The following is a 23,575-nucleotide window of genomic DNA, read 5'->3' as shown; positions in this document are numbered from 1 at the left end:
TCTAACCTAAATTCGCCTCAAACGAACAAAACGTGGCTCCAATCTTAGAGGCTAAGCATCTTTCGAAGGCTTTTGATAGCCGCAAAATATTGAACAACATCTCCCTCGGGTTGACCAAGGGAGATGTTCATGTTTTATTGGGTCCCAGTGGGTCGGGTAAAACATCCTTCCTCCGCATACTTGCCGGGCTGCTAGACGCTGATGAAGGAGAAGTGCTGCTAGATGGTGAGGTGATTGAAGGACCGAAAGATCGGCTGGTACCAGGCTATGAGGAAATCAGCATTGTGCATCAGGACTTTAAACTGAAACACAAAATGACCGTGATGGAAAACATCCGGTACGAACTGCTCTCCTACACCAAAGACTACCAACAGGAACGAATCAACCTGCTACTGAAACTCTTTCGCATTGAACATCTGCGGGACAAGGACATCTCCCTTCTATCCGGTGGCGAAAAACAACGAGTAGCCATCTCCCGTGCCATGGCCCACGAGCCAGATGTACTGCTCATGGATGAGCCTTTTTCCAACTTGGACCTGGGTACCAAGTCCTCACTACTCAGTGAAATCCGACACCTGGCTCGGGAAACCGAAACCGCCATCCTGCTGGTGACGCATGATACGCGAGATGCCATGCAGGTAGCTGATCAGCTATCCGTGCTCTATCAGGGCAACATCATTCGACAGGGAACACCCCAGGAGGTCTATCAAGACCCGAAAAGTGAAGTCACCGCTAACCTGTTTGGGCCATTCAATGTCATCAAGAAAAAGGATTTCGAATGGTTTGGTATTCAAAGCACAGCCAAACAAGTAGGCGTTTGGCCGGAAAACCTGACCTCCACAAAAGCTGGAATCAAGGCAGAGCTGGTCAACTCTACATTCATGGGGCATTACTGGAAACAAGAGGTGCGCATTGCTGAACAGGAACTCGTCGCTTTTACTCCTGGCAAATCAGCACTGAAGCAAGTGCGGGTGGCAGAGTATTTTGAGCTGTGATGCTGGTTTGATTCGGATTTGTAATCCGAATGTGGTGAGTTGAGGATTTTTAATCCATTATTATAAGATTCCACCCAGAGTGTAAATCCTTGAACTCATGTCTTCGACATTACAAATCCCGAAGAACAAATTGGTGACACACGAATCAAAAGCGCATTACTTATACAAAATCTATTCATCTTTCAGACACTTAGCCGGGTTGACATTGGCAGCTCGCAGCGCCTGTGAACCCACCGTGAGCCAAGCAATGACCAGAGAAATCACCGCAGCACCAACAAAGATCCACAGACTGAGGTCAATCTTGTAGGCAAAGCTTTCCAGCCATTGCTTCATGAAATAGTAAGAAACAGGCAGTGCCAGTAAAATGGAGATGAGAACCAGCTTGGTGAAATCTCCGGAAAGCATCATCACAATATTGGTGGTGGAAGCTCCCAGCACCTTTCGGATACCAATTTCTTTAAGTCTGCGCTCAGCAGTAAATGCTGCCAACCCGAAGAGTCCCAGACAGGAAATCAGGATCGCAAAGCCGGCAAAATAAGACGACAGTGTACCGATGCGTCGCTCGGAGGTATACAAACGCTGGTAGCGCTGATCCAGGAACTCATACTCAAAAATGAATCCTGGACTAAATTTCTGATAGAGCTGTTCGATTGCATTCATCGTGACCACTTCTTTACCTGCCTCCAGTCTCACAGCCACATTTCCTGTGTCTTCGATTCTAAAAAAGGCAGGGCTCACTGCCTGATGAATAGACATGTAATGAAAATCTTTCAGTACGCCGATGATCTGAAGGTCATATTCATCCCAAAGCTTGATCGTCTCACCAACGGCTTCCTCCGGCGTGAAACCCATTACTTTGGCTGCAGCTTCGTTGATGACCATCCGTGTAGTATCGGCACCAAATTCCTTACTAAACCATCGGCCCTGAACCAGTTCAAAACCCATAGTCTCAAAGAAGTCATAGTCCGCTCGGATGTTTTCAAACAGAATTCGCGCCTCCGGATCTTTATCGCGCCAGTTCAGTCCACTGGTATTGCTCATCTGTGACACCATGGTGTGGCTGGTACCTGCAGCATTGACCACACCGGGGATCCGTCGCAATTCATTGAAGAAAGCCTCTCGTTGATCAGGAATGCCTCCATCCTGAGTAAAGAAGACTACATTGTCCTGGCTGTATCCCAGGTTCTTGGTGAAGGCATATTGCGTCTGTTTTTGTACCACCACTACCCCTACGATCAAAATAATGGTAATGGTAAACTGGAAGATCACCAGACCTTTTCTCGCCCAAATCTCTCCAGCGGAGCTTTTGATCTCTCCTTTTAGTACCTGCACCGGATTAAAGTGTGTGAGGTAGAGAGCGGGATAGCTGCCAGCCAACACTCCGGTAAACACTACTGTACCGAAGGAGATCGCCAGCAGTTGAGGAGTCAGCTCCAGCGCGATGGTCTTATCAGTGATTTCGTTGAACGAAGGCAGCAGCAATGCCACAATGAGGTAAGCAAAAAGCATGGAAAAAAAGGAGATCATCAAGGCCTCCCCGATGTACTGACGGATGAGCAAACTACGGTCTGCACCAAGAGCTTTCCTCACCCCTACTTCATGCGCCCGCTTAGAAGCCCGCGCAGTGGACAGGTTCATGAAGTTGATGCAGGCGATGACCAGGATAAAGACGGCAATAATGGAGAACAGCCGAACGTAATCAATTCGACCACCATCCAGCACGCCATTGGTGTACTTGCCATAGAGGTATTGTTCGGAGTATTTTTTGAGAAACAGGTCTACATTGCTATCCTCATTCTTGGTATGGATGTATCCGGAGATTTTCTGGGTCACGTGATTCGGTTCGGTGTTTTCCTGTAGGATCACATAAGTATGCGGGCCATTGTTACCCCAATGTGTGGCCCACTCATTTTGATCCAGCCAATCCTGCAGAGGCAAGACAAAATCAAAAATATGGGTGGACTTGGGATTGATGTCTGCAAAGACACCACTCACTATAAAGTTGCGTGCATCTTCATAACGGAGGGTTTGGCCCATGGCACCGTCCACACTACCAAAAAACTTCTTCGCCACTTTCTCAGAAATGCAAATAGACGTCTTGTCTTTCAGCACATTGTCAGGATCTCCGGCCAGCAATGGGTAGGTGAAAATATTGAAAAAATCCTCTCCGACGTGGTAGCCATCTTCTTTAAAGTACGTGTTTTCATGGGATAGCAACCCCGGATTGATCCAGGTGGTGGTAGCGGCGTACTTGATCTCTGGAAAGTCGATTTTCAGGTTTTGTCCGAGGATTCCCGGTGTGGAGTTGGTGGCAAACACCTCATTGGAATAGGTCTGAAACTCCATCACGCGGAAGAGGCGATCATCCTTTTCGTGAAATTTGTTGATCTTGAACTCATCCTGTACCCAGAGGTAGATGAAAAACGCACAAGTGAGGCCAGTGGTTAACCCAACCAGGTTGATGAGCGAAGAGACTTTGTGCTTGAAAAAATTGCGGAAGGTGACCTTTAGGTAGTGATTCATTTCAGAGTAGTTTGATCAAAAGACCTCTCATTTAATGAAAGGTTGCATCAATAAATACTCGGCTAGGATCTGGAGGTTACATGTGGGTGGGGAATTTGGATGTCATTGGGGGATGAAGACGGAGTATGGTCGGTGCCTTCGCGGGTTTGATGTTATCACCAAACACATCTATTCTTCCAGCTTTTTTACAAGTAATAATTGAGTTAGCGATAGGCAGAATGTTTGTTGGTCATAAGACCAACAAATGGTTGAAAATCGCTCAGTTCGCATATTCATTTTAGTTTGTTGTATGCGGTCTCTCCTTTTTAGGTGTTTTTCTTTTCGATTTCTGCTTGTATTCGGCAATGAACTTGCTGATTTCCTCTCTATCTTTTTCAGTCAGAGTTTCACTTTCAATTGTGAAGTCTACACCTTTTGGTTCTTTAATAAAGCTCATGTCTTCTACGTTTTAAAGTATTTATCTACCAGTTTTTTTGATGCATCTGTCGGAATGATCATTTTATGCCCTCCAAAATGATAAGCACCTAAAGCTGCTTCATAATGTTTGATCAACTTGGACTTAGCAGTAAATGCAACAAAACCTTCATTGCGAGCAGAAGAAAGTAGAAAGCACTTCCGATTCCTGGCGGCAGATAGGCGGGATGTCTAGCAGGCTATTGGAAGGCAGTTTGGCCATTCGCTATATCGCATGTTAGCGAGATTTAGTATTCAGTGTTTTGCCATCTATCAAGTCGTTTAAGCCTTAAGATGGTAAAATACCTTTTCAAGAATCTCTTTCGAGGAATTTCGATTTTCACCCGTTTAATCAGTTCTTCAAGGTTCAGATTAGGTTCAGTAAACTGTCCTTCTTGATAACAAGTGCTACAAAATGAATCATTTACTGCTCCATCTGATTCTGTTCCCTTCTTTCTTATTGCTGAAAATCTTCTACCGCAGCTATGACATCTAGGTGTAGTATTAACTGGCTTATCAGTTTCATGAATTAGCCAGATTAGAATACCCAAAGCAAGGGAAACTAATCCAATGTTTAATAGAAGTTCAGTTCCTTCATTGTCAGCTGTTTTTAATTTTAATTGTTCGTCAAGGTAGGTTTTTTCTTTTTTAATCTTTTTGGAGAGAAGTGTAAGTTCGAAATTCTTTCTTGAATAATTTTTATACAAAGGTTCTATTAACTGAGTAACCTTAACTGCATCATCAGATCCACTCAAAATTCTTATGAATGTTAATGTTGAATCATTGACCTGAATTGGGTCATCAACATCATATTTCTTTGATAATACTCGACTTTGATCGGTCAATAAGTTTTGTGAGTAGTTACGCTCAAGAGTTAACAGTTCAAGTGAATCGGTCAGAAAGCGATATTCATCTATTGCCCTAAAGTACTGTTCATCCTTGTTGTCCATCCTTAGAAAGCCAAAACCCAGCAGAAATAAGCCGACAGCCACTAAGAGTTGATGAAGTTTATCTGGAAGACCTAAGTTCATATATTCTCGCTAACGACCAGATATGGCACGTGCCTCTGGTCTTTCAAATATCGATAAAGTTTCGGATTTACATATCAGTATCAAGTTTCTCTGTAGAGGCATGTGCTATATCATTTGTTATCGGCTTTTTTCTTATTGAACTCATTGTCAACATAATAGTTGAGGTGTCCAAATTTCAAACTACCATACTTCCTCATAGCTTCCATGTCTCTTTGAAGCTCTATTAAAATTTCCTGAGGGGTTGACATTGATTCAAATCCATTATTACCGTCAGGCTCAATAAAAAGTTGCCGAAAGTGTTCAGATTTAAAGTTATCTTCTGATACGAAGTATGTTTTTAAATCCATCATGATGGATAATCGCATTTCTTCAGATATTCCGTTAAATGAATTGGCAACATGCATGATGTCTTCTGGTACATTGACGATTGGGCCTCTTGAAGTCACTAGACCGATCATAAGTCTGTTCAGCATATGATTAAGTTCTTCTTCCAAATCCAACTCATAATTAGGTTGTAACTTATCATATTCTTTCTGCAAGTATTCTCGAATTTTTTGGATTGTTTTGCCCTTAATTTTTTCAAAATCTACTTGGATAGATTCGGCTAGTTGTTTCAGATACTTTGTTCTTACTTTACTGACGTCAATATCTGGCTTTAATTCTTTTGATAACTTTTGATGAAAGGTCTTATAGATTTCGAAACCTTTGAAATTGTCGTTAAGTACTATGTAATATTGAAAAGTGCTGAATAAGTCTACGTAACATGTCAGTTGATAATTCCCGTCATTTTTAGGCTCAGTAAAAAGTATAATAGTATGCGTTGGAAATTCTCTTTCTATATGCATTCTATTTTGTTCTAAAAATGAATCCATTGTTCCTATTGGAAAAAAAGGAATGACATTTCCAGAGTCAATTAATTTGTTAGATGAAATATCTAATACTCTGGGCATTTCTGATCTTTTGATACCATGAGAATACGCAAATTCTGCTGCTATTTTAATGAATCCCATTTTCCACTTTTCATTGAAATTTTCAACATCTTGTGAAAAGTTGAGGCCTATATTTTCATCTAATGGGAATTCACAACTTTCTTCAATATTGAATTTGCTGGTATCGACCCCTGAATTACTGATCTCTTTTATTGCATGGATTCGATAATGCTTCAAACTAGATTGATTGCAATAAATTTTGATCAGTAATAAGTTCTCATCTATGATATAATAGGGATTTTTTGGACTTACAATGCCATCTTTATAAATAACCGGATGACCTGTTCGCAGATCAACTCCATTAATAATTGGACTGGATTTGTTATTTCGTTCCTTGGATATTTTTCCTTTTAACTTCTCAGTAAATATTTGAAATAGTTTAACGAAAGGGGCATCAATCAATTCTGCAAGAATGCCACCACAACTTTCACAGAGTATTTCAGAATTTTTAAGTCTGCCTCCAATAGCGTTTTGGATAATATGTTCCTTGTGTTTGAATGCTGGATCTTCAAAAAATTCTGATTTGTTTGCTTCGTAGTATGTCCTATCAACCAGTTTCTTATTACAAATTAGGCACGTTTCCATTATCTCCTAATTATTACTGTTTTTCGAATGAAAAATCTCCGTGATTGAGATAATCAAATCCTTCAATTGATTTGACGTTAAAAAGCTGCGTATCCATGTATTCTAGGGAATTCAAATTGTTGAATTTGAAGTATTCGGAATTCTTAATTCTAAACTCAGCATCTTCGAAAATGCTGCTGATTGTTCCGTCAGTCCATTCCCTTTTTTTGCCTTCAAGAATTAGCGTTAGTACAACTCTCTGTTGTTTGTCGCTATGCTGGGGTAAGTAGTGAATTATTGCAATAGCTTTTTGTTTGCCTTGCAATTCGTAGATATCAATAAAGCCAATTGCGTATTGACCCCTGTCAGCGATCTTTTTCCATTGAAAATTCATATTTTTTTCCTGTCAATCATATATTCTGAAAATCTGCGTATAGGTGAAATGTTGTTGTGTTCAGTTAGCCAGTTTTCATAAATTTTAACTTCTGAACCTCCTAAATTAATTGCATATTCGATTCCCATAATGACCATCACAAAATACATTATTTGAGACTCTGTATATAAAAAGTCAAATTCATGGAGTATTTCGTAGGGTTCAGGATGATTTACAGGATCAACAAATCTGTCTTCTTCGGTGTAAATTCGTCTTTGATGATATTCCCAATAAGTACCTTCACCATATCGTGCATAATTTCTTATTGGATCCAGCTCTACTTTATTTACCAACTCATCAATCCAAGGTTGTTCATTTTGAAACTTGTAGGCTAAAAACTCTAATCCAACTTTTGCTAGAAATCGTGAAACCTCCTTATCATTCGGTTCAGGATCACCTATGATAGGCATTATCATTTTATTGAGTTGACCGTTTTTGATCATCTTAGCAATGTTGGAATCCTCTGAGTTCAGGATAAATCCCTTTTCATCGATCCAAAAGTCTGTCCAACCTGCATCCTTATGAGGAAACAACACCTTATCTGGAACCAATCTTCCCTTTTTCGTTCTGATGAAGTTTCTGTGTCTTACATTTTTAAAGTATGGTTTATCTAAAACAACCTTTTCGATTTTTGTCGCGAAATAGTTATTGCACTTATCACAGACTACACCCGGTTTGAGAACATGATCCTCGTTCCCAAGAGATTCAGGCAAGATATGTTCTACGCTTTTTGAGTTGTCCGATGGCTCCTTACAGAAGATGCAGTTCATGATGATTTGGCGAGTATTGCCGATAACATCCGTATATGTTTCACTGGTGAAACATATACGCCTTATAATTCTCGCTAGCCGTTTTATTAAACGTTTAGTTACAGCTAGCAAGTTTTCATCCCTCCAAAATAACGGAATAAACCATCTCACACAAGGGAATGGATTCTACTTTCGATAGCTTTTTGCTTAAGTAGAATTAATCACTAATTTCATCCAAGTGACCAGGTTCATATTAAGCTTCATCTTTTTAATAGCTATAACCAAGCATTGTTTATTGGCAAACCAGGATAGCGACTCATTGGCCTATTTCGACAGGACCAATGATTATCAGTCTATGCAACTCGCTGTTCGTAGCATGGATCCACTTACATCTGAGCACGCTTATTATTTAATCAAGTCCTACAATCTATTGCCAACACAGGTGGCAATTGACAAAACTGATTCACTCTTATCCTTAACACTATTCTCTGCCGAATCGGTATGGAAACAGCGCGCATTGGCTGCTCGCATCTCATTTCTCAGAAAGAACGGAGCATATGAAGAAGTGATCCGTCAAGGAAATCAATCCATCACCACATTTACCGATACGCTCAGCAGGTTTGATGTGGCACACAACATGAGTATCAGTTTCAGGCGAATGAATGCATACGACTCAGCAATGAGCCTGGCCATTCAGATCCTCAAGTTAGCCAACACCTTAAACGATCCGCTCAGGATCCATAGAGCTACTCAAAACCTGGCTAACCTTCACTCCGTATTGGACGAGCCTGAGCAAGCCAAAAAATTGGAAATCCAACTAATCGACCTTGCTGACAACATGGAAAATTCCGATTTGATGATACTGGACCGAACAAACCTGGCATCCACCTACATTGATTTGGGGCGCTACGATTCTGCCAGATTCTTTTTCGAAAAAGCATTAGCGCTTTCCGAACTCACCAACCAGTTCAAACGAATCCCTCTAATCTTGTACAACATGGGTAGTCTGGAGTATCGGGAGGATCATTATACGTTTGCCATCACTCTACTGAAGCGGTGTATTGAGCAAGCCGAGCAGAATGGTGAGCCCACTATACTGGTGAGGGCCAGATACCTGCTCACCCTGTGCTATCTGGAGCTGAACCAACTGGACGAGGTGGCCAAACAAATTGATGGAGGAATAAGGTCTGCAGCACACTACGGTTTAAGACAAGATAAACTGTACTTTATGGAGTTGTCTGCATACATCAACCAACGGCAAGGCAACTATGAAGAAGTCATCGAAACCTTGCAGGCCATTCGTCTGCTTGAAGACAGTATCCTCAATGAAGAGAAAATCAAGTCGATCCAAGAACTGCAAACCAAATATGATACTGAGCAAAAAGAACAGCAGATCATTAGCCTCAAGCAGGAAAATCAAATCAACGAACTGAGATACAGCCGTCAGCTGATTCTCATTGTAAGCTTAGCTGCCATCATACTTCTGGTCGTTGGGCTGCTCTATTTCGTCTCCAGGCTGCGCAGAATCGCTACCGAAAAGCAAAAACTTCTGACCGAACAACGACTCTTGAGATCGCAGATGAACCCTCACTTTCTTTACAATGCATTGGCTTCAATTAACGCTTTTATATTCACTGGCAATAAATATGAAGCGAGTGAATACCTCACCACCTTTAGTGAGCTGACCCGTAAGCTGCTCACCTATTCCTCCAAAGAGTGGGTTACCGTACAAGAAGAGCTAAGTATCGTTGAGCAGTACCTGGAGATCCAAAAACTACGATTCCCTGAGATTGAATTTCGGATCGACTGTGAGGAACCATTAGTAGAGACCCTGATACCTCCACTCCTGCTCCAGCCATTTGTGGAAAACAGCATTGTACATGGGTTTAAAGAAACTACCGGAGGTCACATTGCCATTGAATTAGTAGCAAATGGTCATGACATGGTTATTACCATCTCTGATGATGGAGTGGGCTTGAAAGAAACGAAAAAAGACTCATCAAAAGCCATTCAGATTGCCAATGATCGAATCAACCTACTTTATCAGGATGCTAAAAAGTATAATATTGTGCTGGAAAACAACTCCAGGCATCCGGGAGCTGTTGTCCGAATTACACTCCCAATAAAAGAGTTTATATGAAAATCTTCGTAGTAGAGGATGAAAAGAATGTTCGTGAGGGAACTCTGGCGATGCTCGAGGACTTACCTGCTGAGGTAGTAGGTGCCGCGGGCAATATAGATGACGCTTTTCTCGCCATTAAGGACACCAACCCTGACCTGGTTATTCTGGATATCAAACTTGGGGAACACACCTCCTTCGATTTATTGGCCAAGTTCGATCGAGTTCCTTTTAAAGTGCTGTTTGTCACTGCACACAGTGAATACGCCCTGCGAGCGTTTGAGTTTAGTGCGGTCAACTACCTCCTGAAACCACTGAGTTTCAAAGCACTAAAAGAAAATATAGAGAAGGCATCACAGGCCATTGGAGAGGCTTCTAGCTTTCATCTGGAAACTCTGCGATACAACCTGGAAGCTAAAAAAGACCAAAAACTGGTACTAAAAACACTGGACAAGATCCATGTAGTGCCCATACAAACCATCGTGCGTTGTGAGTCCGACACCAGCTACACCATTTTTCACCTCACCAGCGGCGAACGCATCATCGTCTCTAAGACGTTGCTGTACTATCATGAACTATTGTCCTCTTTGGGGTTTTTCAGGGTTCACAAGTCACATCTGATCAATATTGCCCATGTGGTAAAAATCCACAAAGCTGAAGGAGGAGACGTGGAAATGAGCGAAGGAAGTATGATTGCCATCGCCCAGCGTAAGAAAGAGGAGTTTTTAGAACTAATCGCCAAAATCGGCCTCTCGTGATCGATCCTCAATCCACTGGTCGCATTCCTTAAGTCATTCTGATCGTTCACTAAACACGTCACTTTACAGCATATCCATTTTGCAATTTGCTAATAAAAAATTGCATCATGAAAAGACATTTATTTGTAATACTCTTTGGATTTTTAGGAGTCCAAGGGTTCTCTCAAACTATGCATACGTTGGGTGCCGAAATATTAGGACAATCTACAAGTGAGGAGATTGGAGAAACCATTGATTTCTCAAGTGATGGATCCACTTATATTATCAGCTCCAACTCCTATGGTAGCGGCCAGGGGCGAGTAGCTGTTTTGGAACTCACTGAAGATGATTACAGCCTCAAAGGATCACCGATTGTCGGATCTACCAATGAACGTATCGGCTTAGATGTCAGTGTAGATGGAGACGGTAGTGTCATTGCGTTCTCCAGCAATCGTGGAAGTCTCCTGGGAACCAATGGGTTCGTTAGAGTCTATGCGTGGAATGGAAGCTCATGGGTACAGCGAGGTAGCGATCTCACTGAGGGTACTGAGGGCTATGGCAGTAGAGTCAAAATAAGTGCTGGTGGAAATATTGTGGCTGTATCTGCTCCATTCGAGAACTCCCAAACAGGTGCGGTTTATGTCTATGAATTTGATGGCAGTGATTGGGTGCAGGTTGGTAATTCATTTACTTCTTCCGCCAGTTATTCGGGCTTCACGCTTGATATGAGTGATGATGGGACGCGTGTGGCACTAGGTCATAACAGTGGTAATGGTGCAGTGGCCATCTATCAAAACCTTTCAAACACATGGTCACTCATGGGCTCGGAAATTACGGGATCCTCTGCCTCTGGAGACTACTTCGGAGCACGACTATCCTTGAGTGGTGATGGCAGTACTATCGCCATAGGAGCCTACAGCCATAGTACCACATCGACCAATCGTGGCATGGTAGAAGTTTTTGAATGGGATAGCAACACCACTTCCTGGATACAAAAAGGAAGCACTATAGAGGGCTCTGGAACCGGTGCACTCTTGGGTTTTAGTCTAGACCTGAACACGACTGGTGATGTTATGGTCATCGCCGAATCCGGAACCGGCTATGCCTATTTGGTAAACTATAGTACCACATGGGGAGGACTCTCCACACAATCAATCACCACTGTTTCCAGTGATGGTTTTACTGGGAGCTCAGGTGAAGGGTTAGCTTTAATAGGGTCTGGTTATCGTTATGCTGTTGGCTTACGCAGAAAGGATAATGGAGCCATTGTGGATGCTGGCGCAGTTCAGGTGTACTCCTATGGGTATGAAGAATCCACCAATGATGTTCTATGCCCTGCCACAGTTTACTCCTTTGGATCTCAATCACTGACAAGCGGAGGCAACTATATTGAGATGATGGCTTCTTCCGAAGGGTATGATTCATTGGTCTATCTGACTTTAACAGAAAATGATTTAGCTATAGCAGGGGTATCCACTAACTCTACCAATAACCTATGCTTTGGAGATGCCAATGGCACCATTTCTATAACGGCAAATAGTGGCAGCACTCCATATGAATACAGTATTGGAGGGGCTTATCAATCATCCAATACGTTTACCGGACTATCGGCAGGCACTTACACCGCAAGTGTGAGAGACGCCGAAGGTTGCGTAGTTTCTCAGACCGGAATCACCATCACTGAACCAGCTCAATTGGGTTTGAACCTGGCACAAACACAACCAGTCTCTTGCGATGGAGATACCGATGGATCACTCACAGTTTCTGCCATCGGAGGAACGAGTCCTTATACATACAGCCTGGACGGAACCAACTTTCAGCCATCGGGTAGCTTTGACAATCTGACCAATGCCACTTACGACATCTATGCAAGAGACGCAAACAGCTGTACTGCACTGATTCACTCTACTGCCATCTCGGTAAATGATACCCAAAACCCAGTCATCACTTCAGCCAACACTGCCAGTTTTGACGATGGAGGTAGTGGTACTGCTTACCTGGTAGAAGCCACTGATAACTGTGCCGTAACCATGTACTCCATCACTGGGGGTGCAGATGCTTCATTATTCACGATCAACAGTACTACTGGAGCTGTTGCTTTTGTCGCATCACCTGACTACAGCAATCCGCAAGATTTCGATAAAGACAATGTATATGCAATCGAAGTAGAGGCAGAAGACTTTAGTGGGAATGTTGCTTCATTATCAGTGAATATCTCAGTAGAGGATATAGTACTGGCTGGTTTTGCTTATACCTGGACTGGTGCTACGAGTAGTGATTGGAATGACGCAAGCAACTGGGATATTGGCATACCTGGATTAGGTAGTAACATCATCATCGAGCCTGTAGGAAACCAACCGGTGATCCCCTCAGCGAGTATTGTACGCACTCAAGATCTAGCCGTAGTTTCAGGAGCTAATTTAACATTAGAGTCTGGGGGCACATTGCAGGTGAATGGCAGTCTGGTTGGGAACGGGACCTATACCGTAAAGAGAAACACTACGGGAAATCTCGGGTATAGCATCGTTGGTAGTCCTAGAAATCATGAACAAACGAATCATATACAGCATTCTAAGTTTCGCATTTATGCTGCCGCTGATGGCGCAAAGTGCACCACCCGCCACACCTATAGACGGAGGACTTTCCCTCCTCTTAGCAGCCGGTGGAGCCTACGGCGTGAAGAAACTCTACGATAAAAGGAAGCCCAACTAATTGAGATTCCAGACTTACTTAGGTTAGGCGACCAATGCTAGAACGTTGCGGTTTTAGTGAAACCCAGTCCGATGAGGCTGGGTTTTTTAGTGGGTATGATTATAGGAGACTTTCGGTCGAGTTGCACTGAAATATCAGATAGGCAGTTTGATTCGGCCGGCTAGGCCATTCATGGAAGTGTTGGTTATCAGCTTTAAGTCAGTTCCATGTGTTCGTTTAGGAGTTCCACGTTGAAGTTGATTTTTGCATTCAAGGCTTTAAAAACCCTGATTATGGTTTCAAACCTTGCATCGGTTAAGCTATTCTCCAATTTGGAAATTTGAGCCTTTTTGACGCCAACCAGTTCTCCCAGTTGTTCCTGAGTTAGATTTCGTTCCTTTCGAGCACGCTTGATGGCTTCTCCTATAAGATCAAGCTTAAGCTCATATTCGAATGCTTCTCTTTTCGCTGTTCCTCTTTTACCGATAAATTTATCAGTTACTTCGTCAAGGGTGTATGTTTTTAAAGCTGCCATAACTATTTGTTTTCAAAATACCTTTTTCTAATCTGCTCAGCATGTTCAATTTCGCCTTTAGGAGTATTGCCTGTCTTCTTCACAAGTCCATGAGTCGTTAAGACGAGTGTTTCAGTACTTTCAGTCTTGTCCCAAAAAGCGAATAAACGGTAATATGTCTTCTTGAAGAGTGTTCTGAACTCCCAAATATCATTGGTTAGCTTTTTGAAAAGCTCTTTATCATTGGACATTGAGCTTTCTTAACATTATAAATAATTTTTTCTCTTGCCTTTTCATCCAATTGATCCAGGAATTCTACTGCTTCCTCAAGAAAGCTTACTTCAAATCTCTTCAAGTCGTAAAATTTAACGCTAAGTCAAAAATAAAAGTTTCTTTTTTAGGAAACAATTGAGTTTGGAAATATGCATAGCAAATTTTCATTCTCTTAGTTCATTGGGATTTCTAATCTGACTGTTGGAGTTGGAGATTTTCCATCCACACCAATCATAATATAACCGGATTGTCAATCCCAGCGCTCATTTCTTCAGGATTGCAAATCCCGAAGAACTGGAAAAAGAAGATCGAAAAAAGAAAGTATGATGGGTTTTTGCTGACTTGAATGGGCTGCAGGCCCCAATAGATTATTCATGGAAGCGCTTGTTAACTTTTCGGCCTTACCGATCCCGCACAAACGTCACCTTCTTCTATTCCTGTTAGCCAAGTCTTGAGTTTAGTAGTTCGTTCGTTGGTCAGTTCAGCCAAATAATATGAAACGCACATTGGATGAATACTTCCATACCATCCAGATTCACGGTCAGGATATTTCATTTTCAGTTCAGAGTCTCTAAATGTAATCCAGTTACGTTGAGATGTTCGTAGAGCGTCTAGAAAAGTTGGATCGTCAGCATACTCCTTCATGATCTGTTGATAAACCTTGTTGAGTTCAGCGTCTACCTTCTTGTAGTCAGTTGCTGCTTCTTGGTTCATCTCTGCTTGTGTTTGGCAGTTCGCAGTTACGGCGATAAAAAAGATTAAGAAGATAGTGGCAAATAAATGTCTCATTGTGATGATGGCTGAATCGTGACGCAAAGCTAGCAGGAGTGCACACGAGCTTGGCAAGTTCCGATAAAACTAATGAATTTACCGCGCCAGGCAAGGGGGTGCTCACAAAGTATCATAATGGCACTGCGTTCAGTGCCATAGGCATCCTTTGGGAAAAGATGAAAAATCCTGCGAACTGAAGTCAGTAAAAAGCACAGCCTTTTCCCAGCGGTAGATTCACGGTCAAGTTCTGATGCAGAATGTGAATAGCACGTAAGCACATGCCTTATACATATTGTTGGGCTGTCGTCACTTTTTCTATTGATTCTAGTTCGTCAGTCTTGGTTCCGAGTTCCTCTTCTATATCATAGTCATCTTGAAGTCCAAGCCAGAATTTCGGAGTTGTTCCAAAGTACTTACTCAATCTTAAAGCTGTATCAGCGGTTACCCTTCGGTTCTTTTTCAATATTTCGCTTATTCGTGTTTGTGGAATATGCAAGTCCTTGGATAAGCGATAAGCAGAAATTCCCATGGGTTTCAAAAACTCTTCTGATAGTACTTCGCCTGGATGTATGTTCGGTAGCTTTTCCATATTCTTCATTTTTTAGTGATAATCAATAATTTCAACGTTACTAGCATTTCCATCTTCCCACAAGAAAATAATTCTCCATTGGTCGTTAATTCGTATGCTGTAAAAGTCTTTTAAGTTTCCACTTAGTTTTTCAAGTCGGTTGGAAGGAGGAATTCTTAGATCTGAAATTTTTTGAGAGTTATTTAACATTCTCAACTTTCTTCGTCCGGCAGTTTGTATTTCAATCGGCCACTTTCGCACTCGTTCCCCGTTCCATACTTTTTCAGTTTCCTTAGACCCAAAAGACAAAATCATACTAATGCTCCACGTTACTAACGTTAAAGGTAGGTAAAAAGTTAATATTCGGAAAAACTATTTTTCTGTCGAGAAGATGCAGCCCAACGCCAAGCTAGCAGGAGTGCGCCCTGAGCTTGGCAAGTTCCGATAAAACTAATGAATATGCCGGTGCTCACAAAGTATCTAGAATGCACTGCGTTCAGTGCCATCGGTATCCCTTTGGGAAAAGATAAAAATCCTGCGAGCTGAAGTCAATAGAAAGTACTGATCTTTCACAGCGGCAGATATCATGGTCAAGTTGCAATGAAGTCTGCTAGATGTCAAACATATGCATTTTCAGCGCTTGTTAGACATTGTTTTAGTAAGAGGCGTCAACATGACTTTTAGATGACCACCTAGGAGGTTTTCCAACTCGTCAGCAATAACCAAAGAGTCTTGACGTTTAATCACTTTTTTTGTTGAGAAATAATATCGTAAACCTATTTTTCTTGATACTTGAAGTATATCATCCGTAACTGTTTGGAGTGCCTCTTTATACAGAATCGGTTGAACAGAGTTTGTTAATACTTCTCTTAATGAGTTAAAGTCAAATGCTTCCTCGGCGTTGTTGAGTTCCATCTTAAATAATTCATCAACCTTACCAGTATAATCTTCCAGAAACTCCAAATAATTATACAACTGGGTTTTTCCACTTATACTGTATGCTAAAATAGGTTCTATTGAAGCTAACTCTTTAATTGAATCATTGTATTTAGCCTCGATCTTTCCGATATCATTTCCCAGCTTTTCAGAAAGCTCCTTTTGAAGGAATATGTTGAACATTTGATTTATTATTGGTTGTATCGATTTTATATCTTCCCCAGGGAAACTCTTTTGAAGAAATTCAACCAGTGAGGGTATAAAGTCGTCAAGTTTGGTTCTCGTAAGAACAAATCTTATTTCTAAAAGAGTAAATAAAATTGAATTTATGATCTTTCTATTGTCTCTTTTAACCTTGAAATGATCCCGAAGTTCATTCAAAAGCCAACCGACCAGAACACCAACTAGAGTTCCTATTAATGGAAGTATTGTCTTTATATTTTCAGTAAGGAAATCCAAGCAGATTCAAATTCTGTCTAACAATTGGCTATGTTAACTAAAGGTTTATATAACCAATGCTGTCTATTCATGATTATTCTCGCTAGCATATTATGAAACATTTAATTACAGCTAACAAATTTTCATTCCTCCAAAATAACGGAATAAACCATTTCACACAAGGGAATCAGTCAAAGGCATCTCACGTACTTTCAATCAGTAAATGATAGTAAAAATATGGCCTATGAAGTCCTGCTTCCTGATTCCAGACGGACCTGATGTGCTCCCATCTTTTTTATTCATTAATGGAGAGCCTGCATTCATGAATTGATACAGGTCATTTATCAATCGCTCCCACATTCGTGCCGTGATTGTGGTAGCTTGCCAATGGGTTGAAGAAACTATTCGAAAAACCATCAACCTGTTGGCGTAACAGATCGGTGATATGTGGTGTATATCGATCTTTACAGATCATGGCAGACCTCTACACTGGTGAGGTCTGCTTTCTTTCTACACCTATTAGTGACCTCCCATATCCTGGGTGGCCGACTCTCCGGGAACCACTACCGCTTCTGGCTCCACTCGATTGACTTCCAGCACATACACCTGCTCATATCCCAGCTGTGTCAGCAGCATCCAGGCTTCATGTGTCGGTATGGACTTATAAGACAAAAGAACCTTCGGCACCTGTTGAGAGAAAACCTGAGAGTAGTCCTCATCCAATAGTCTGGAGAATGGAACGTTCTTTGCCTGATTAAATTGATCCATCAGAAAGTCGTGCCCATCCCGGATATCAATAAAAATGGGACTGTCCAACTGCGAAACCTTAGCAGAGTCAAGCAAATAGTCTGTAGCAATTACCCTTACCTGCATCTCTCGAGCGGTGAGTTCAAATTGACTCTTATCTGCATAAAATGAGACAATTACCAAAAACCCAAACATGGATAGGATGATAATGGCCAATGGCCGTATGGAAGCTTTCATGATCTTGTTGTTTGATTAACTACACCCACCCTGCACTTTTTTCTTTTTCCTTCCCTGCACTGGGGCGATTGGTTTAAATTCAATCTTAGGCAACGCCTTAGCACCGGTGAAAAACTGCCTGGCAGCCATGCGCCGTTCGTACAGATCAAACTCCTCCTGAGAGGCGGACTGTGATGGATACTGCGGGTCCAGGATGGTCGACCTCCACTCCTCCAACCCTCCCTTCAGCAGGTAATTGTTGCGATATCCAAGCTGTCTCATCATCACCCAAACCTGAGTGGCTCGCTGATCATCCAAACCATAGATGATGTTCTTCTTCAGCATTTGATCAAACCAGAAAGCATAATTCTCGGAGAATAGGCTATCGATTGGAATGTTCACCGCTCGCGGCAAGGGCTCGTCAAACTCGGACACTGGCCGCACATCGATGATCTGAATAGAGGGATCTCCTGCAATCAATAAATGCGCTAGCTCATCCACAGTCACATAGTTGGTCTCCCGTAGCATTTCCTGGAGCAACTCCCGTTCATTCAGCGCAATGGAATCATTTTTTCTGGTGGGAAGCATGGCTCCAGTGATTCCTAAAGCCAATAGGATCACTGACAATAACTCTCTACTTTTCATGGTATTGATTTATTAGAGTTCTTTAGAAATATCTGGTCTTTTGAATTTCTTCTCGGCCCACTCCCCAACCCAAAACATAATCACCGCAGCTACGATTACCAGCAGCACCATCATCCCATCTGATAGACCGAGCGTAGTGCTTAGCTTCACACCACCCAGGTAGTTTTTCATATAAACCTCCTTCCACAGCGGATAAGTCTCCCCAAAGAGGAAGATACCGATCAAGCTTCCTCCCAGATAAGCAAGTGCATCCAGTTTGCCAATAGCCGCCGCACACACACTTGTGCCAGGACAAAATCCGCCTACGATAAAGCCTATCCCCATGATCACTCCACCGATGATGGCTGAGTTGATAAAGTATTCATTGACATACACAATGCTCAAATCGATCATCTCGAAGTAATTGAGAAAGAGTATGCCAATCATGGCCACAATGGCCGCTGTGAAAAACACCTTGAGCACCGTGGTATCATAGCCATAAAACATGCCTGCTAGCTTTCTGCTAGACGAAAAGCCAGCCTGCTCCAACGCAAACCCAAAGCCTATACCGATGACAAATGCGATCAGAAAATTGAGTTCTTGAGATATTTCGTAAATAGGAATAATCGGTCCCATAGTTAAATCCAGTTTTTTCTAAAGAAGTAAGCAAACATGTAAGCCGTGCCGAAGATGGCGATCATGGTGACAAAGCCTGCCAGTGAAAGGGTGGCCATGCCACTTAGTGCAGCCCCACTGGTACATCCACGCCCAAACTGCGACCCAAACCCAAACAAGGCTCCACCAAGTATGGCCATCGCTATCCTGCGGCGTTTGGTGATGTTAGGTGAATGCTCAGTCTTTAATTGCAGACGTCCGGAGAGTGCACCGGACAGAAACCCTCCGACTACCACACCCAGCACCTGAAACACCAGCCAGCTGTTCATCGGATTTTGACCATCGGCGATGTACTTGCTGTAAAACCCAGACTCCTCCGCTTTGACGTGAGAGACGGTTTCGACCGTCGTAACTACCACGCTTTTCATAGCTCCGCTGGCTCCAAGTCCCCTACCCGTCAGGTAGAAGGATAGCAATAACACTAGTCCCAAGATGATCCCTGCCAGATAAGGATTCATGTACTTGGTTTTTCCGGTGATGTAATTGTGATGTGCCATGATTAATATAAGTATCTACTTGCCTGACCGGCATAAACAATGATAAATCTCAACATGATATTGCCAATTAGAATAAGGATCACTGGATCAGGACGGGAATCTTCTGTCCTCTCAGCTCCAACAATTCCAGCATCGCAGGAAGGATCATTCCAATGAACACCACGAATATCCAAAACGGCAAGGTGTACTGCCCACCCAGAAACATCTCAGCGGCTTCTATCTGTACTTCCGTACTTGCCAGCAGTCCCATGAACAAGTGAATGATGAAGAAAAGCTCCACCCCGATAATCACCAGATCAAGTTGACTAAAGTGTCTGCGCTCCAATTTATTCTTACTAAAAGCCATGATGACAGCAGCTCCGGCGGAAAGACCTGAAGCCAAAAACAACGGACCCAGAATAGACGTATTCCAGAGTGGTCGTGCGTTGAACGCTGAGAGTAGTATGCCGGTATAAATCCCCAATATCACCGAATAGAAAACCATGACCCACGCCAGTACGCGTCGGTTGCTAATCAGGAAGGACTCTAGGTTGTATAACCACTGAAACTTCCAATCCCATTTTGGAAAGAGCTCTCGAATGTAAGTAGCTACCCACAGGACAGACAATGGCGTGATAACCAGCAGTGTCCAGGCACCCCATGACATAGGGGACTGCAGCCTGACGGTGGTGTAGAGCCTCCAGAAATACAGCTTGTGATGGAGGTCTAAAAACAATGCTCCGAGCCCAAGAACCAGGATAAATGGTGCAATCAATGGTGCCCACTTCACGGTGGCTGGATAGTCTTTTTCTTTACCTCGCAGGTAATAAAAAGAAGCGAAGAAAAGAATCCCCGCAGCTAATCCTCCTACAAACAAATAAAACGCAATTTCCCAACCCCAAATATGAAGTAGTGGGTCTACTTTGGCATTCATTCTGCCGCTAATGATGATTTCTTCTTCCATAACGTTAGATTAAGAAGTACAATTGAGGGTCAGTTCCAGCCTCTGTCTTTAGTCGTTTATACTTTCGTTCCTTTATTTTCCTGGAGACTTCACTGTTCGGGTCATCCAGATCTCCAAAATACAAGCAGTTGGTTGGGCATACTTCTACACAAGCAGGCTGCTCTCCTTTGCGCACTTTATGTATGCAGAATGTGCACTTGTCTACATAGCCATCAGGATGCGGATATCGGGCATCGTATGGACAGGATGCGTTACATGCCCCACAGCCAATGCACAAATCAGGAGTGACAAGTACCACTCCACCTTCTTCGATGTGGCTGGCACCTGTTGGACAGCATCGCACACAGGGGGCATTCGCACAGTGGTGACACCTCTCTGATCGAAACTCCAACTCCAGCTCAGGATAAGTGCCACTGGTGGTCTCCACGATCCAGTCGCGGCAGTAACCTACGGGTACGTTATTCTCCAGTTGACAAGCAACCACACAGTCACTACACCCCACACATTTTTTGGTATCTATGGCCATCGCGTATCTCATGATGCTTCTACAGTTTCAGGTTTCTCCGTCAAAATGGTTACAAAATTTCCTCGCATGCCTGTGCCTCCCATTGCGGGATCGAGCTTCACATTACTTATGAGCTCCGTATCACTAGCCCCTTTACCAAAGGCACGACTTAGCTTCTTATTGCTATGGCCAAAACCATGAGCCATGTACACCGAATCCCACCTGATTCGTTCCGTGATCCTCACTTTGATGGGAAAACTGGAGACAATACCCTGCTGGTTTTTCAGCCATACATACTGGCCATTTTTAAGTGCCCATAGTTTGGCCACTTTAGGGTTGACCCACAGTTCATTCTCAGACATGATATCAGCCAGGTTAGGATTGTTGGTTGTACGGCTAAAGGTGTGTGCCGGAGCCCGACCATAATTCAAGCGGTAGTATCCTGGCTGTGGCTGCTCGTGTTCTGTATATACTGGCATGGGTGGATATCCCGCATTAGCCAAGTCAGTGGCATACAGTTCAATCTTACCCGTGTTGGTATTGAAGGTAAAATCCTGACCCTCTACCAGATACAAGTCATCGTAAAACCGCTTGTATTTCTTCACACCCAGTTTTTGCATCTCCTCCAGCGAACTGCCAACTTGTTTAAGCTGCCAATCGAGCATTTCTTCGATGTTTTGGTATTGGAAATATGCATCCAATCCTAATTCAAATCCAAGTTGCTGGGCAATCCACCAGTCTGGTTTTGAGTTGTATTTCGGTTTTGCCGCTGGCATCCGAAGGGAGATCACCGGTTCTCTGTGTGGTGAATTTCGAATGGAATCGTAACGCTCCAGATAGGTGCACTCAGGGAGTACCACATCTGCAAATCCTGTGATCTCCATGGGCATGGTATCAATGACTACCAACAGTTCCAGTGCCTCTATCGCCTTGAAAGTAATTTCCTGATTGGGTAAGGTGTGCACCAGATTGGTACCATTTACGATCCAGCCTTTGATGTTCCAATCCCGCTTGTCAGATGGAATAGTTGCTTCTACCAGTGCATTGGAAACCACCTCAGAAGCCAAATTAAACTTACCTGGCACTGCATCTCTCCAGGTATGCTTGGGCGTTGGATAAGGTGGATGCGGGTAATTCGGGATGCTTACTTTATCCGGTGAGTAAAAACCACCCCTTCTACCCCAGGACCCCAGCAAGGCATTAAGTATGGCGACAGCTCTTAGTCGCTGGGTGTCGTCACCGTACCAGGTCACATGTCTGCCTGGATGCACAATAACAGCAGGTGACGCATTGGCCATTTCTCTGGCAGTCTCCCGAATGACTTTGGGCTCAATGGTGGTAATACCATAGGCCCACTCAGGAGTGAACGCTTTCACATGATCTCGCAGTTGATCAAAACCAAAGGTGTATTTTTCCACATATTGCTTGTCATACCAGCCCTCTTCTATGAGGACATTGGTCCAGGACAATAGCAAAGCGATATCGGTAGATGGCTTAATAGGCAACCAGTGTTTGGACTTGCTAGCAGCTGTCGAAAACCGAGGGTCCACCGTAATAATAGTGGCACCCTTATCAATGGCCTCTGACATCTCCTGCACCTGACCGTTGTGCATGTTTTCGCCGATATGACTACCTATCAATACAAGGCATCTGGTATCTCGAATGTCCGTGCGCTCGGGAGAGTAAATCCCTTCTCCAAAAGTGGAAATGAAAGCAACTTCTCTGGGACCTCTGCATTGGGCAAAACTTGGTGCGGTGATGTTGGAAGACCCATAAGCTTTCATCATATGGCCGAGAAATGTCCCTCCAGACCCATGAGTAAATAGTGCCATACTATCTGGACCATAGTCCTTAGCAATAGCTTTCATTTTATCTCCGATGAATTGGAAAGCCTCAGGCCAGGTAGCTTGTTTAAATACCTGTTTGCCATCCTTTTCCACTCTTATGAGGGGAGTTTTCAGTCGATCTTCGTCGTGATACATGCCCACTCCTGCTGTACCACGCGGACACAGCCGGCCATTGCAGTGCGGATCATCCGCATGACCTTCTACTTTCCATATCTCTCCATTTTCATTCTTGGTGAGCCAGCCCGCACACTTCCAGAAGCAAACTTCACAATAGGTAGGTGTGCGTGAATAGGTGGTTGGTGGTGTAATGGATTCGTTGAGGAGGCTCCCATTGGCCCAGCTAAAGACAGAGCTCCCAAGTGTGGCAGTACCAATACCGGCTCCTGAAATCCTGATAAAATCTCTCCTATTGGTTTTCATATGTTCTCGTCATTGCACCAACAAGGTAGAGCAGCCCACCATGGACTAAAATGACTCATGAACCAACAAGCCCTGATCCTAATCAGCGATTTATGTAACCTTTGTTACAGAAGGTTTGGCATGAATGTACGAATGGTAAAAGGGAGATAAAATAAAACCCCACGATCGGTGGGGTTTTGGTGTAGATAATGCGTTTAAAGCTTATGACTTGTAGCATTGATCCGTACACTATTAAGGTCCTATTTTCTTTCTGTTTGTTTTGATATATCTAAAGTATACACTCCACAGCAGGTCCACCATGACCTCCGCCACCTGAC

24 protein-coding genes and 1 pseudogene are annotated in these 23,575 nt (G+C 43.0%); 6 read left to right on the top strand and 19 right to left on the bottom strand.

From position 1 onward, the window contains the following. The first annotated feature begins 32 nt into the window (after window positions 1-32). A complete protein-coding gene (locus tag ACO067_RS21185) occupies window positions 33-995 on the top strand; it encodes an ABC transporter ATP-binding protein (RefSeq protein ID WP_421877945.1) in 963 nt (320 codons plus the stop codon). A 171-nt stretch (window positions 996-1,166) separates the two neighbouring features. On the opposite strand, the gene ACO067_RS21180 is transcribed toward ACO067_RS21185, so the two are convergent. Then, window positions 1,167-3,518, bottom strand: coding sequence for an ABC transporter permease (locus ACO067_RS21180; RefSeq protein ID WP_421877943.1), 2,352 nt, complete (start codon window positions 3,516-3,518; stop codon window positions 1,167-1,169). A gap of 277 nt (window positions 3,519-3,795) precedes the next feature. Further along, complete coding sequence (locus tag ACO067_RS21175) at window positions 3,796-3,954, bottom strand: hypothetical protein (protein WP_421877941.1); 159 nt, start codon at window positions 3,952-3,954, stop codon at window positions 3,796-3,798. A gap of 133 nt (window positions 3,955-4,087) precedes the next feature. Between ACO067_RS21175 and ACO067_RS21170 the strand changes: the two genes are divergently transcribed. Beyond that, a complete protein-coding gene (locus tag ACO067_RS21170; protein WP_421877939.1) occupies window positions 4,088-4,213 on the top strand; it encodes a hypothetical protein in 126 nt (41 codons plus the stop codon). 6 nt (window positions 4,214-4,219) lie between these two features. On the opposite strand, the gene ACO067_RS21165 is transcribed toward ACO067_RS21170, so the two are convergent. The 4 genes from ACO067_RS21165 to ACO067_RS21150 all read right to left on the bottom strand — a co-directional run bounded on the left by ACO067_RS21165 (window position 4,220) and on the right by ACO067_RS21150 (window position 7,758). Then, the gene (locus ACO067_RS21165) at window positions 4,220-5,002 is read right to left on the bottom strand and encodes a zinc ribbon domain-containing protein (RefSeq protein ID WP_421877937.1); all 783 of its coding nucleotides are present in this window, start codon (window positions 5,000-5,002) and stop codon (window positions 4,220-4,222) included. A 110-nt stretch (window positions 5,003-5,112) separates the two neighbouring features. After that, window positions 5,113-6,576 carry an HNH endonuclease gene (locus ACO067_RS21160; RefSeq protein ID WP_421877935.1) on the bottom strand — a complete coding sequence of 488 codons (1,464 nt, stop codon included), beginning with the start codon at window positions 6,574-6,576 and terminating at the stop codon, window positions 5,113-5,115. A gap of 13 nt (window positions 6,577-6,589) precedes the next feature. Next, the gene (locus tag ACO067_RS21155) at window positions 6,590-6,949 is read right to left on the bottom strand and encodes a hypothetical protein (RefSeq protein WP_421877933.1); all 360 of its coding nucleotides are present in this window, start codon (window positions 6,947-6,949) and stop codon (window positions 6,590-6,592) included. Continuing rightward, window positions 6,946-7,758 (bottom strand): HNH endonuclease, encoded by an 813-nt coding sequence (locus ACO067_RS21150; RefSeq protein WP_421877931.1) that lies wholly within the window; start codon window positions 7,756-7,758, stop codon window positions 6,946-6,948. Before ACO067_RS21150 ends, ACO067_RS21155 begins: the two co-directional genes overlap by 4 nt. A 274-nt stretch (window positions 7,759-8,032) precedes the next feature. On the opposite strand from ACO067_RS21150, the gene ACO067_RS21145 reads away from it, so the two are divergent. From ACO067_RS21145 to ACO067_RS21130, 4 genes and pseudogenes are all read left to right on the top strand, one after another. Further along, the gene (locus ACO067_RS21145; protein WP_421877929.1) at window positions 8,033-9,877 is read left to right on the top strand and encodes a histidine kinase; all 1,845 of its coding nucleotides are present in this window, start codon (window positions 8,033-8,035) and stop codon (window positions 9,875-9,877) included. Continuing rightward, entirely contained in the window at window positions 9,874-10,614 is a 741-nt protein-coding gene (locus tag ACO067_RS21140) for a LytR/AlgR family response regulator transcription factor (RefSeq protein WP_421877927.1), read from the top strand. The genes ACO067_RS21145 and ACO067_RS21140 overlap by 4 nt, the downstream gene beginning before the upstream one ends. A 107-nt stretch (window positions 10,615-10,721) precedes the next feature. Next, window positions 10,722-12,389, top strand: a pseudogene (locus ACO067_RS21135) (SprB repeat-containing protein); the annotation flags it as partial. A gap of 748 nt (window positions 12,390-13,137) precedes the next feature. Beyond that, entirely contained in the window at window positions 13,138-13,305 is a 168-nt protein-coding gene (locus ACO067_RS21130; RefSeq protein WP_421877925.1) for a PID-CTERM protein-sorting domain-containing protein, read from the top strand. A gap of 193 nt (window positions 13,306-13,498) precedes the next feature. On the opposite strand, the gene ACO067_RS21125 is transcribed toward ACO067_RS21130, so the two are convergent. From ACO067_RS21125 to ACO067_RS21065, 13 genes are all read right to left on the bottom strand, one after another. Continuing rightward, the gene (locus tag ACO067_RS21125) at window positions 13,499-13,819 is read right to left on the bottom strand and encodes a helix-turn-helix domain-containing protein (RefSeq protein ID WP_421877923.1); all 321 of its coding nucleotides are present in this window, start codon (window positions 13,817-13,819) and stop codon (window positions 13,499-13,501) included. Window positions 13,820-13,821: 2 nt separating this feature from the next. Further along, window positions 13,822-14,049 carry a type II toxin-antitoxin system RelE/ParE family toxin gene (locus ACO067_RS21120; RefSeq protein ID WP_421877921.1) on the bottom strand — a complete coding sequence of 76 codons (228 nt, stop codon included), beginning with the start codon at window positions 14,047-14,049 and terminating at the stop codon, window positions 13,822-13,824. A 409-nt stretch (window positions 14,050-14,458) separates the two neighbouring features. Continuing rightward, on the bottom strand, window positions 14,459-14,860 hold the full coding sequence (locus tag ACO067_RS21115) for a lysozyme inhibitor LprI family protein (protein ID WP_421877919.1): 402 nt from the start codon (window positions 14,858-14,860) through the stop codon (window positions 14,459-14,461). A 265-nt stretch (window positions 14,861-15,125) separates the two neighbouring features. Further along, window positions 15,126-15,431, bottom strand: coding sequence for a HigA family addiction module antitoxin (locus tag ACO067_RS21110; RefSeq protein WP_421877917.1), 306 nt, complete (start codon window positions 15,429-15,431; stop codon window positions 15,126-15,128). Between the two features lie 12 nt (window positions 15,432-15,443). Then, window positions 15,444-15,725: a type II toxin-antitoxin system RelE/ParE family toxin gene (locus tag ACO067_RS21105; protein WP_421877915.1), complete on the bottom strand. Its 282-nt coding sequence runs from the start codon at window positions 15,723-15,725 to the stop codon at window positions 15,444-15,446. A 318-nt stretch (window positions 15,726-16,043) separates the two neighbouring features. Further along, complete coding sequence (locus ACO067_RS21100) at window positions 16,044-16,805, bottom strand: hypothetical protein (RefSeq protein ID WP_421877913.1); 762 nt, start codon at window positions 16,803-16,805, stop codon at window positions 16,044-16,046. Between the two features lie 498 nt (window positions 16,806-17,303). Beyond that, window positions 17,304-17,768: a rhodanese-like domain-containing protein gene (locus ACO067_RS21095; RefSeq protein ID WP_421877911.1), complete on the bottom strand. Its 465-nt coding sequence runs from the start codon at window positions 17,766-17,768 to the stop codon at window positions 17,304-17,306. Window positions 17,769-17,783: 15 nt separating this feature from the next. After that, window positions 17,784-18,392, bottom strand: a complete 609-nt coding sequence (locus ACO067_RS21090; protein WP_421877909.1) for a rhodanese-like domain-containing protein — start codon at window positions 18,390-18,392, stop codon at window positions 17,784-17,786. A gap of 12 nt (window positions 18,393-18,404) precedes the next feature. After that, the gene (locus ACO067_RS21085; protein ID WP_421877907.1) at window positions 18,405-19,007 is read right to left on the bottom strand and encodes a YeeE/YedE thiosulfate transporter family protein; all 603 of its coding nucleotides are present in this window, start codon (window positions 19,005-19,007) and stop codon (window positions 18,405-18,407) included. Between the two features lie 2 nt (window positions 19,008-19,009). Continuing rightward, a complete protein-coding gene (locus tag ACO067_RS21080) occupies window positions 19,010-19,543 on the bottom strand; it encodes a YeeE/YedE thiosulfate transporter family protein (RefSeq protein ID WP_421877905.1) in 534 nt (177 codons plus the stop codon). Between the two features lie 79 nt (window positions 19,544-19,622). Beyond that, window positions 19,623-20,486, bottom strand: a complete 864-nt coding sequence (gene nrfD, locus ACO067_RS21075) for an NrfD/PsrC family molybdoenzyme membrane anchor subunit (protein WP_421877903.1) — start codon at window positions 20,484-20,486, stop codon at window positions 19,623-19,625. 4 nt (window positions 20,487-20,490) lie between these two features. Beyond that, window positions 20,491-21,024: a 4Fe-4S dicluster domain-containing protein gene (locus tag ACO067_RS21070; protein ID WP_421877901.1), complete on the bottom strand. Its 534-nt coding sequence runs from the start codon at window positions 21,022-21,024 to the stop codon at window positions 20,491-20,493. Further along, window positions 21,021-23,258 carry a molybdopterin-containing oxidoreductase family protein gene (locus tag ACO067_RS21065; RefSeq protein ID WP_421877899.1) on the bottom strand — a complete coding sequence of 746 codons (2,238 nt, stop codon included), beginning with the start codon at window positions 23,256-23,258 and terminating at the stop codon, window positions 21,021-21,023. Before ACO067_RS21065 ends, ACO067_RS21070 begins: the two co-directional genes overlap by 4 nt. Window positions 23,259-23,575: the final 317 nt, after the last annotated feature.

Origin of the sequence: Marinoscillum sp., from assembly GCF_965229915.1 — a bacterium.
Classification (GTDB): Bacteria; Bacteroidota; Bacteroidia; order Cytophagales; family Cyclobacteriaceae; genus Marinoscillum.
The sequence above is the reverse complement of the archived record's forward strand: the minus strand, read 5'-3'. Positions and strand labels throughout refer to the sequence as shown.

Bases quoted from the DNA above. Each gene is read 5' to 3' on its own strand.
- ACO067_RS21180 (WP_421877943.1), bottom strand. From the start codon at position 3,518: ATGAATCACTACCTAAAGGTCACCTTCCGCAATTTTTTCAAGCACAAA.
- ACO067_RS21175 (WP_421877941.1), bottom strand. From the start codon at position 3,954: ATGAGCTTTATTAAAGAACCAAAAGGTGTAGACTTCACAATTGAAAGT.
- ACO067_RS21170 (WP_421877939.1), top strand. From the start codon at position 4,088: ATGCAACAAAACCTTCATTGCGAGCAGAAGAAAGTAGAAAGCACTTCC.
- ACO067_RS21165 (WP_421877937.1), bottom strand. From the start codon at position 5,002: ATGAACTTAGGTCTTCCAGATAAACTTCATCAACTCTTAGTGGCTGTC.
- ACO067_RS21160 (WP_421877935.1), bottom strand. From the start codon at position 6,576: ATGGAAACGTGCCTAATTTGTAATAAGAAACTGGTTGATAGGACATAC.
- ACO067_RS21155 (WP_421877933.1), bottom strand. From the start codon at position 6,949: ATGAATTTTCAATGGAAAAAGATCGCTGACAGGGGTCAATACGCAATT.
- ACO067_RS21150 (WP_421877931.1), bottom strand. From the start codon at position 7,758: ATGAACTGCATCTTCTGTAAGGAGCCATCGGACAACTCAAAAAGCGTA.
- ACO067_RS21140 (WP_421877927.1), top strand. From the start codon at position 9,874: ATGAAAATCTTCGTAGTAGAGGATGAAAAGAATGTTCGTGAGGGAACT.
- ACO067_RS21130 (WP_421877925.1), top strand. From the start codon at position 13,138: ATGAACAAACGAATCATATACAGCATTCTAAGTTTCGCATTTATGCTG.
- ACO067_RS21125 (WP_421877923.1), bottom strand. From the start codon at position 13,819: ATGGCAGCTTTAAAAACATACACCCTTGACGAAGTAACTGATAAATTT.
- ACO067_RS21120 (WP_421877921.1), bottom strand. From the start codon at position 14,049: ATGTCCAATGATAAAGAGCTTTTCAAAAAGCTAACCAATGATATTTGG.
- ACO067_RS21115 (WP_421877919.1), bottom strand. From the start codon at position 14,860: ATGAGACATTTATTTGCCACTATCTTCTTAATCTTTTTTATCGCCGTA.
- ACO067_RS21110 (WP_421877917.1), bottom strand. From the start codon at position 15,431: ATGGAAAAGCTACCGAACATACATCCAGGCGAAGTACTATCAGAAGAG.
- ACO067_RS21105 (WP_421877915.1), bottom strand. From the start codon at position 15,725: ATGATTTTGTCTTTTGGGTCTAAGGAAACTGAAAAAGTATGGAACGGG.
- ACO067_RS21095 (WP_421877911.1), bottom strand. From the start codon at position 17,768: ATGAAAGCTTCCATACGGCCATTGGCCATTATCATCCTATCCATGTTT.
- ACO067_RS21090 (WP_421877909.1), bottom strand. From the start codon at position 18,392: ATGAAAAGTAGAGAGTTATTGTCAGTGATCCTATTGGCTTTAGGAATC.
- ACO067_RS21085 (WP_421877907.1), bottom strand. From the start codon at position 19,007: ATGGGACCGATTATTCCTATTTACGAAATATCTCAAGAACTCAATTTT.
- ACO067_RS21080 (WP_421877905.1), bottom strand. From the start codon at position 19,543: ATGGCACATCACAATTACATCACCGGAAAAACCAAGTACATGAATCCT.
- nrfD (WP_421877903.1), bottom strand. From the start codon at position 20,486: ATGGAAGAAGAAATCATCATTAGCGGCAGAATGAATGCCAAAGTAGAC.
- ACO067_RS21070 (WP_421877901.1), bottom strand. From the start codon at position 21,024: ATGAGATACGCGATGGCCATAGATACCAAAAAATGTGTGGGGTGTAGT.
- ACO067_RS21065 (WP_421877899.1), bottom strand. From the start codon at position 23,258: ATGAAAACCAATAGGAGAGATTTTATCAGGATTTCAGGAGCCGGTATT.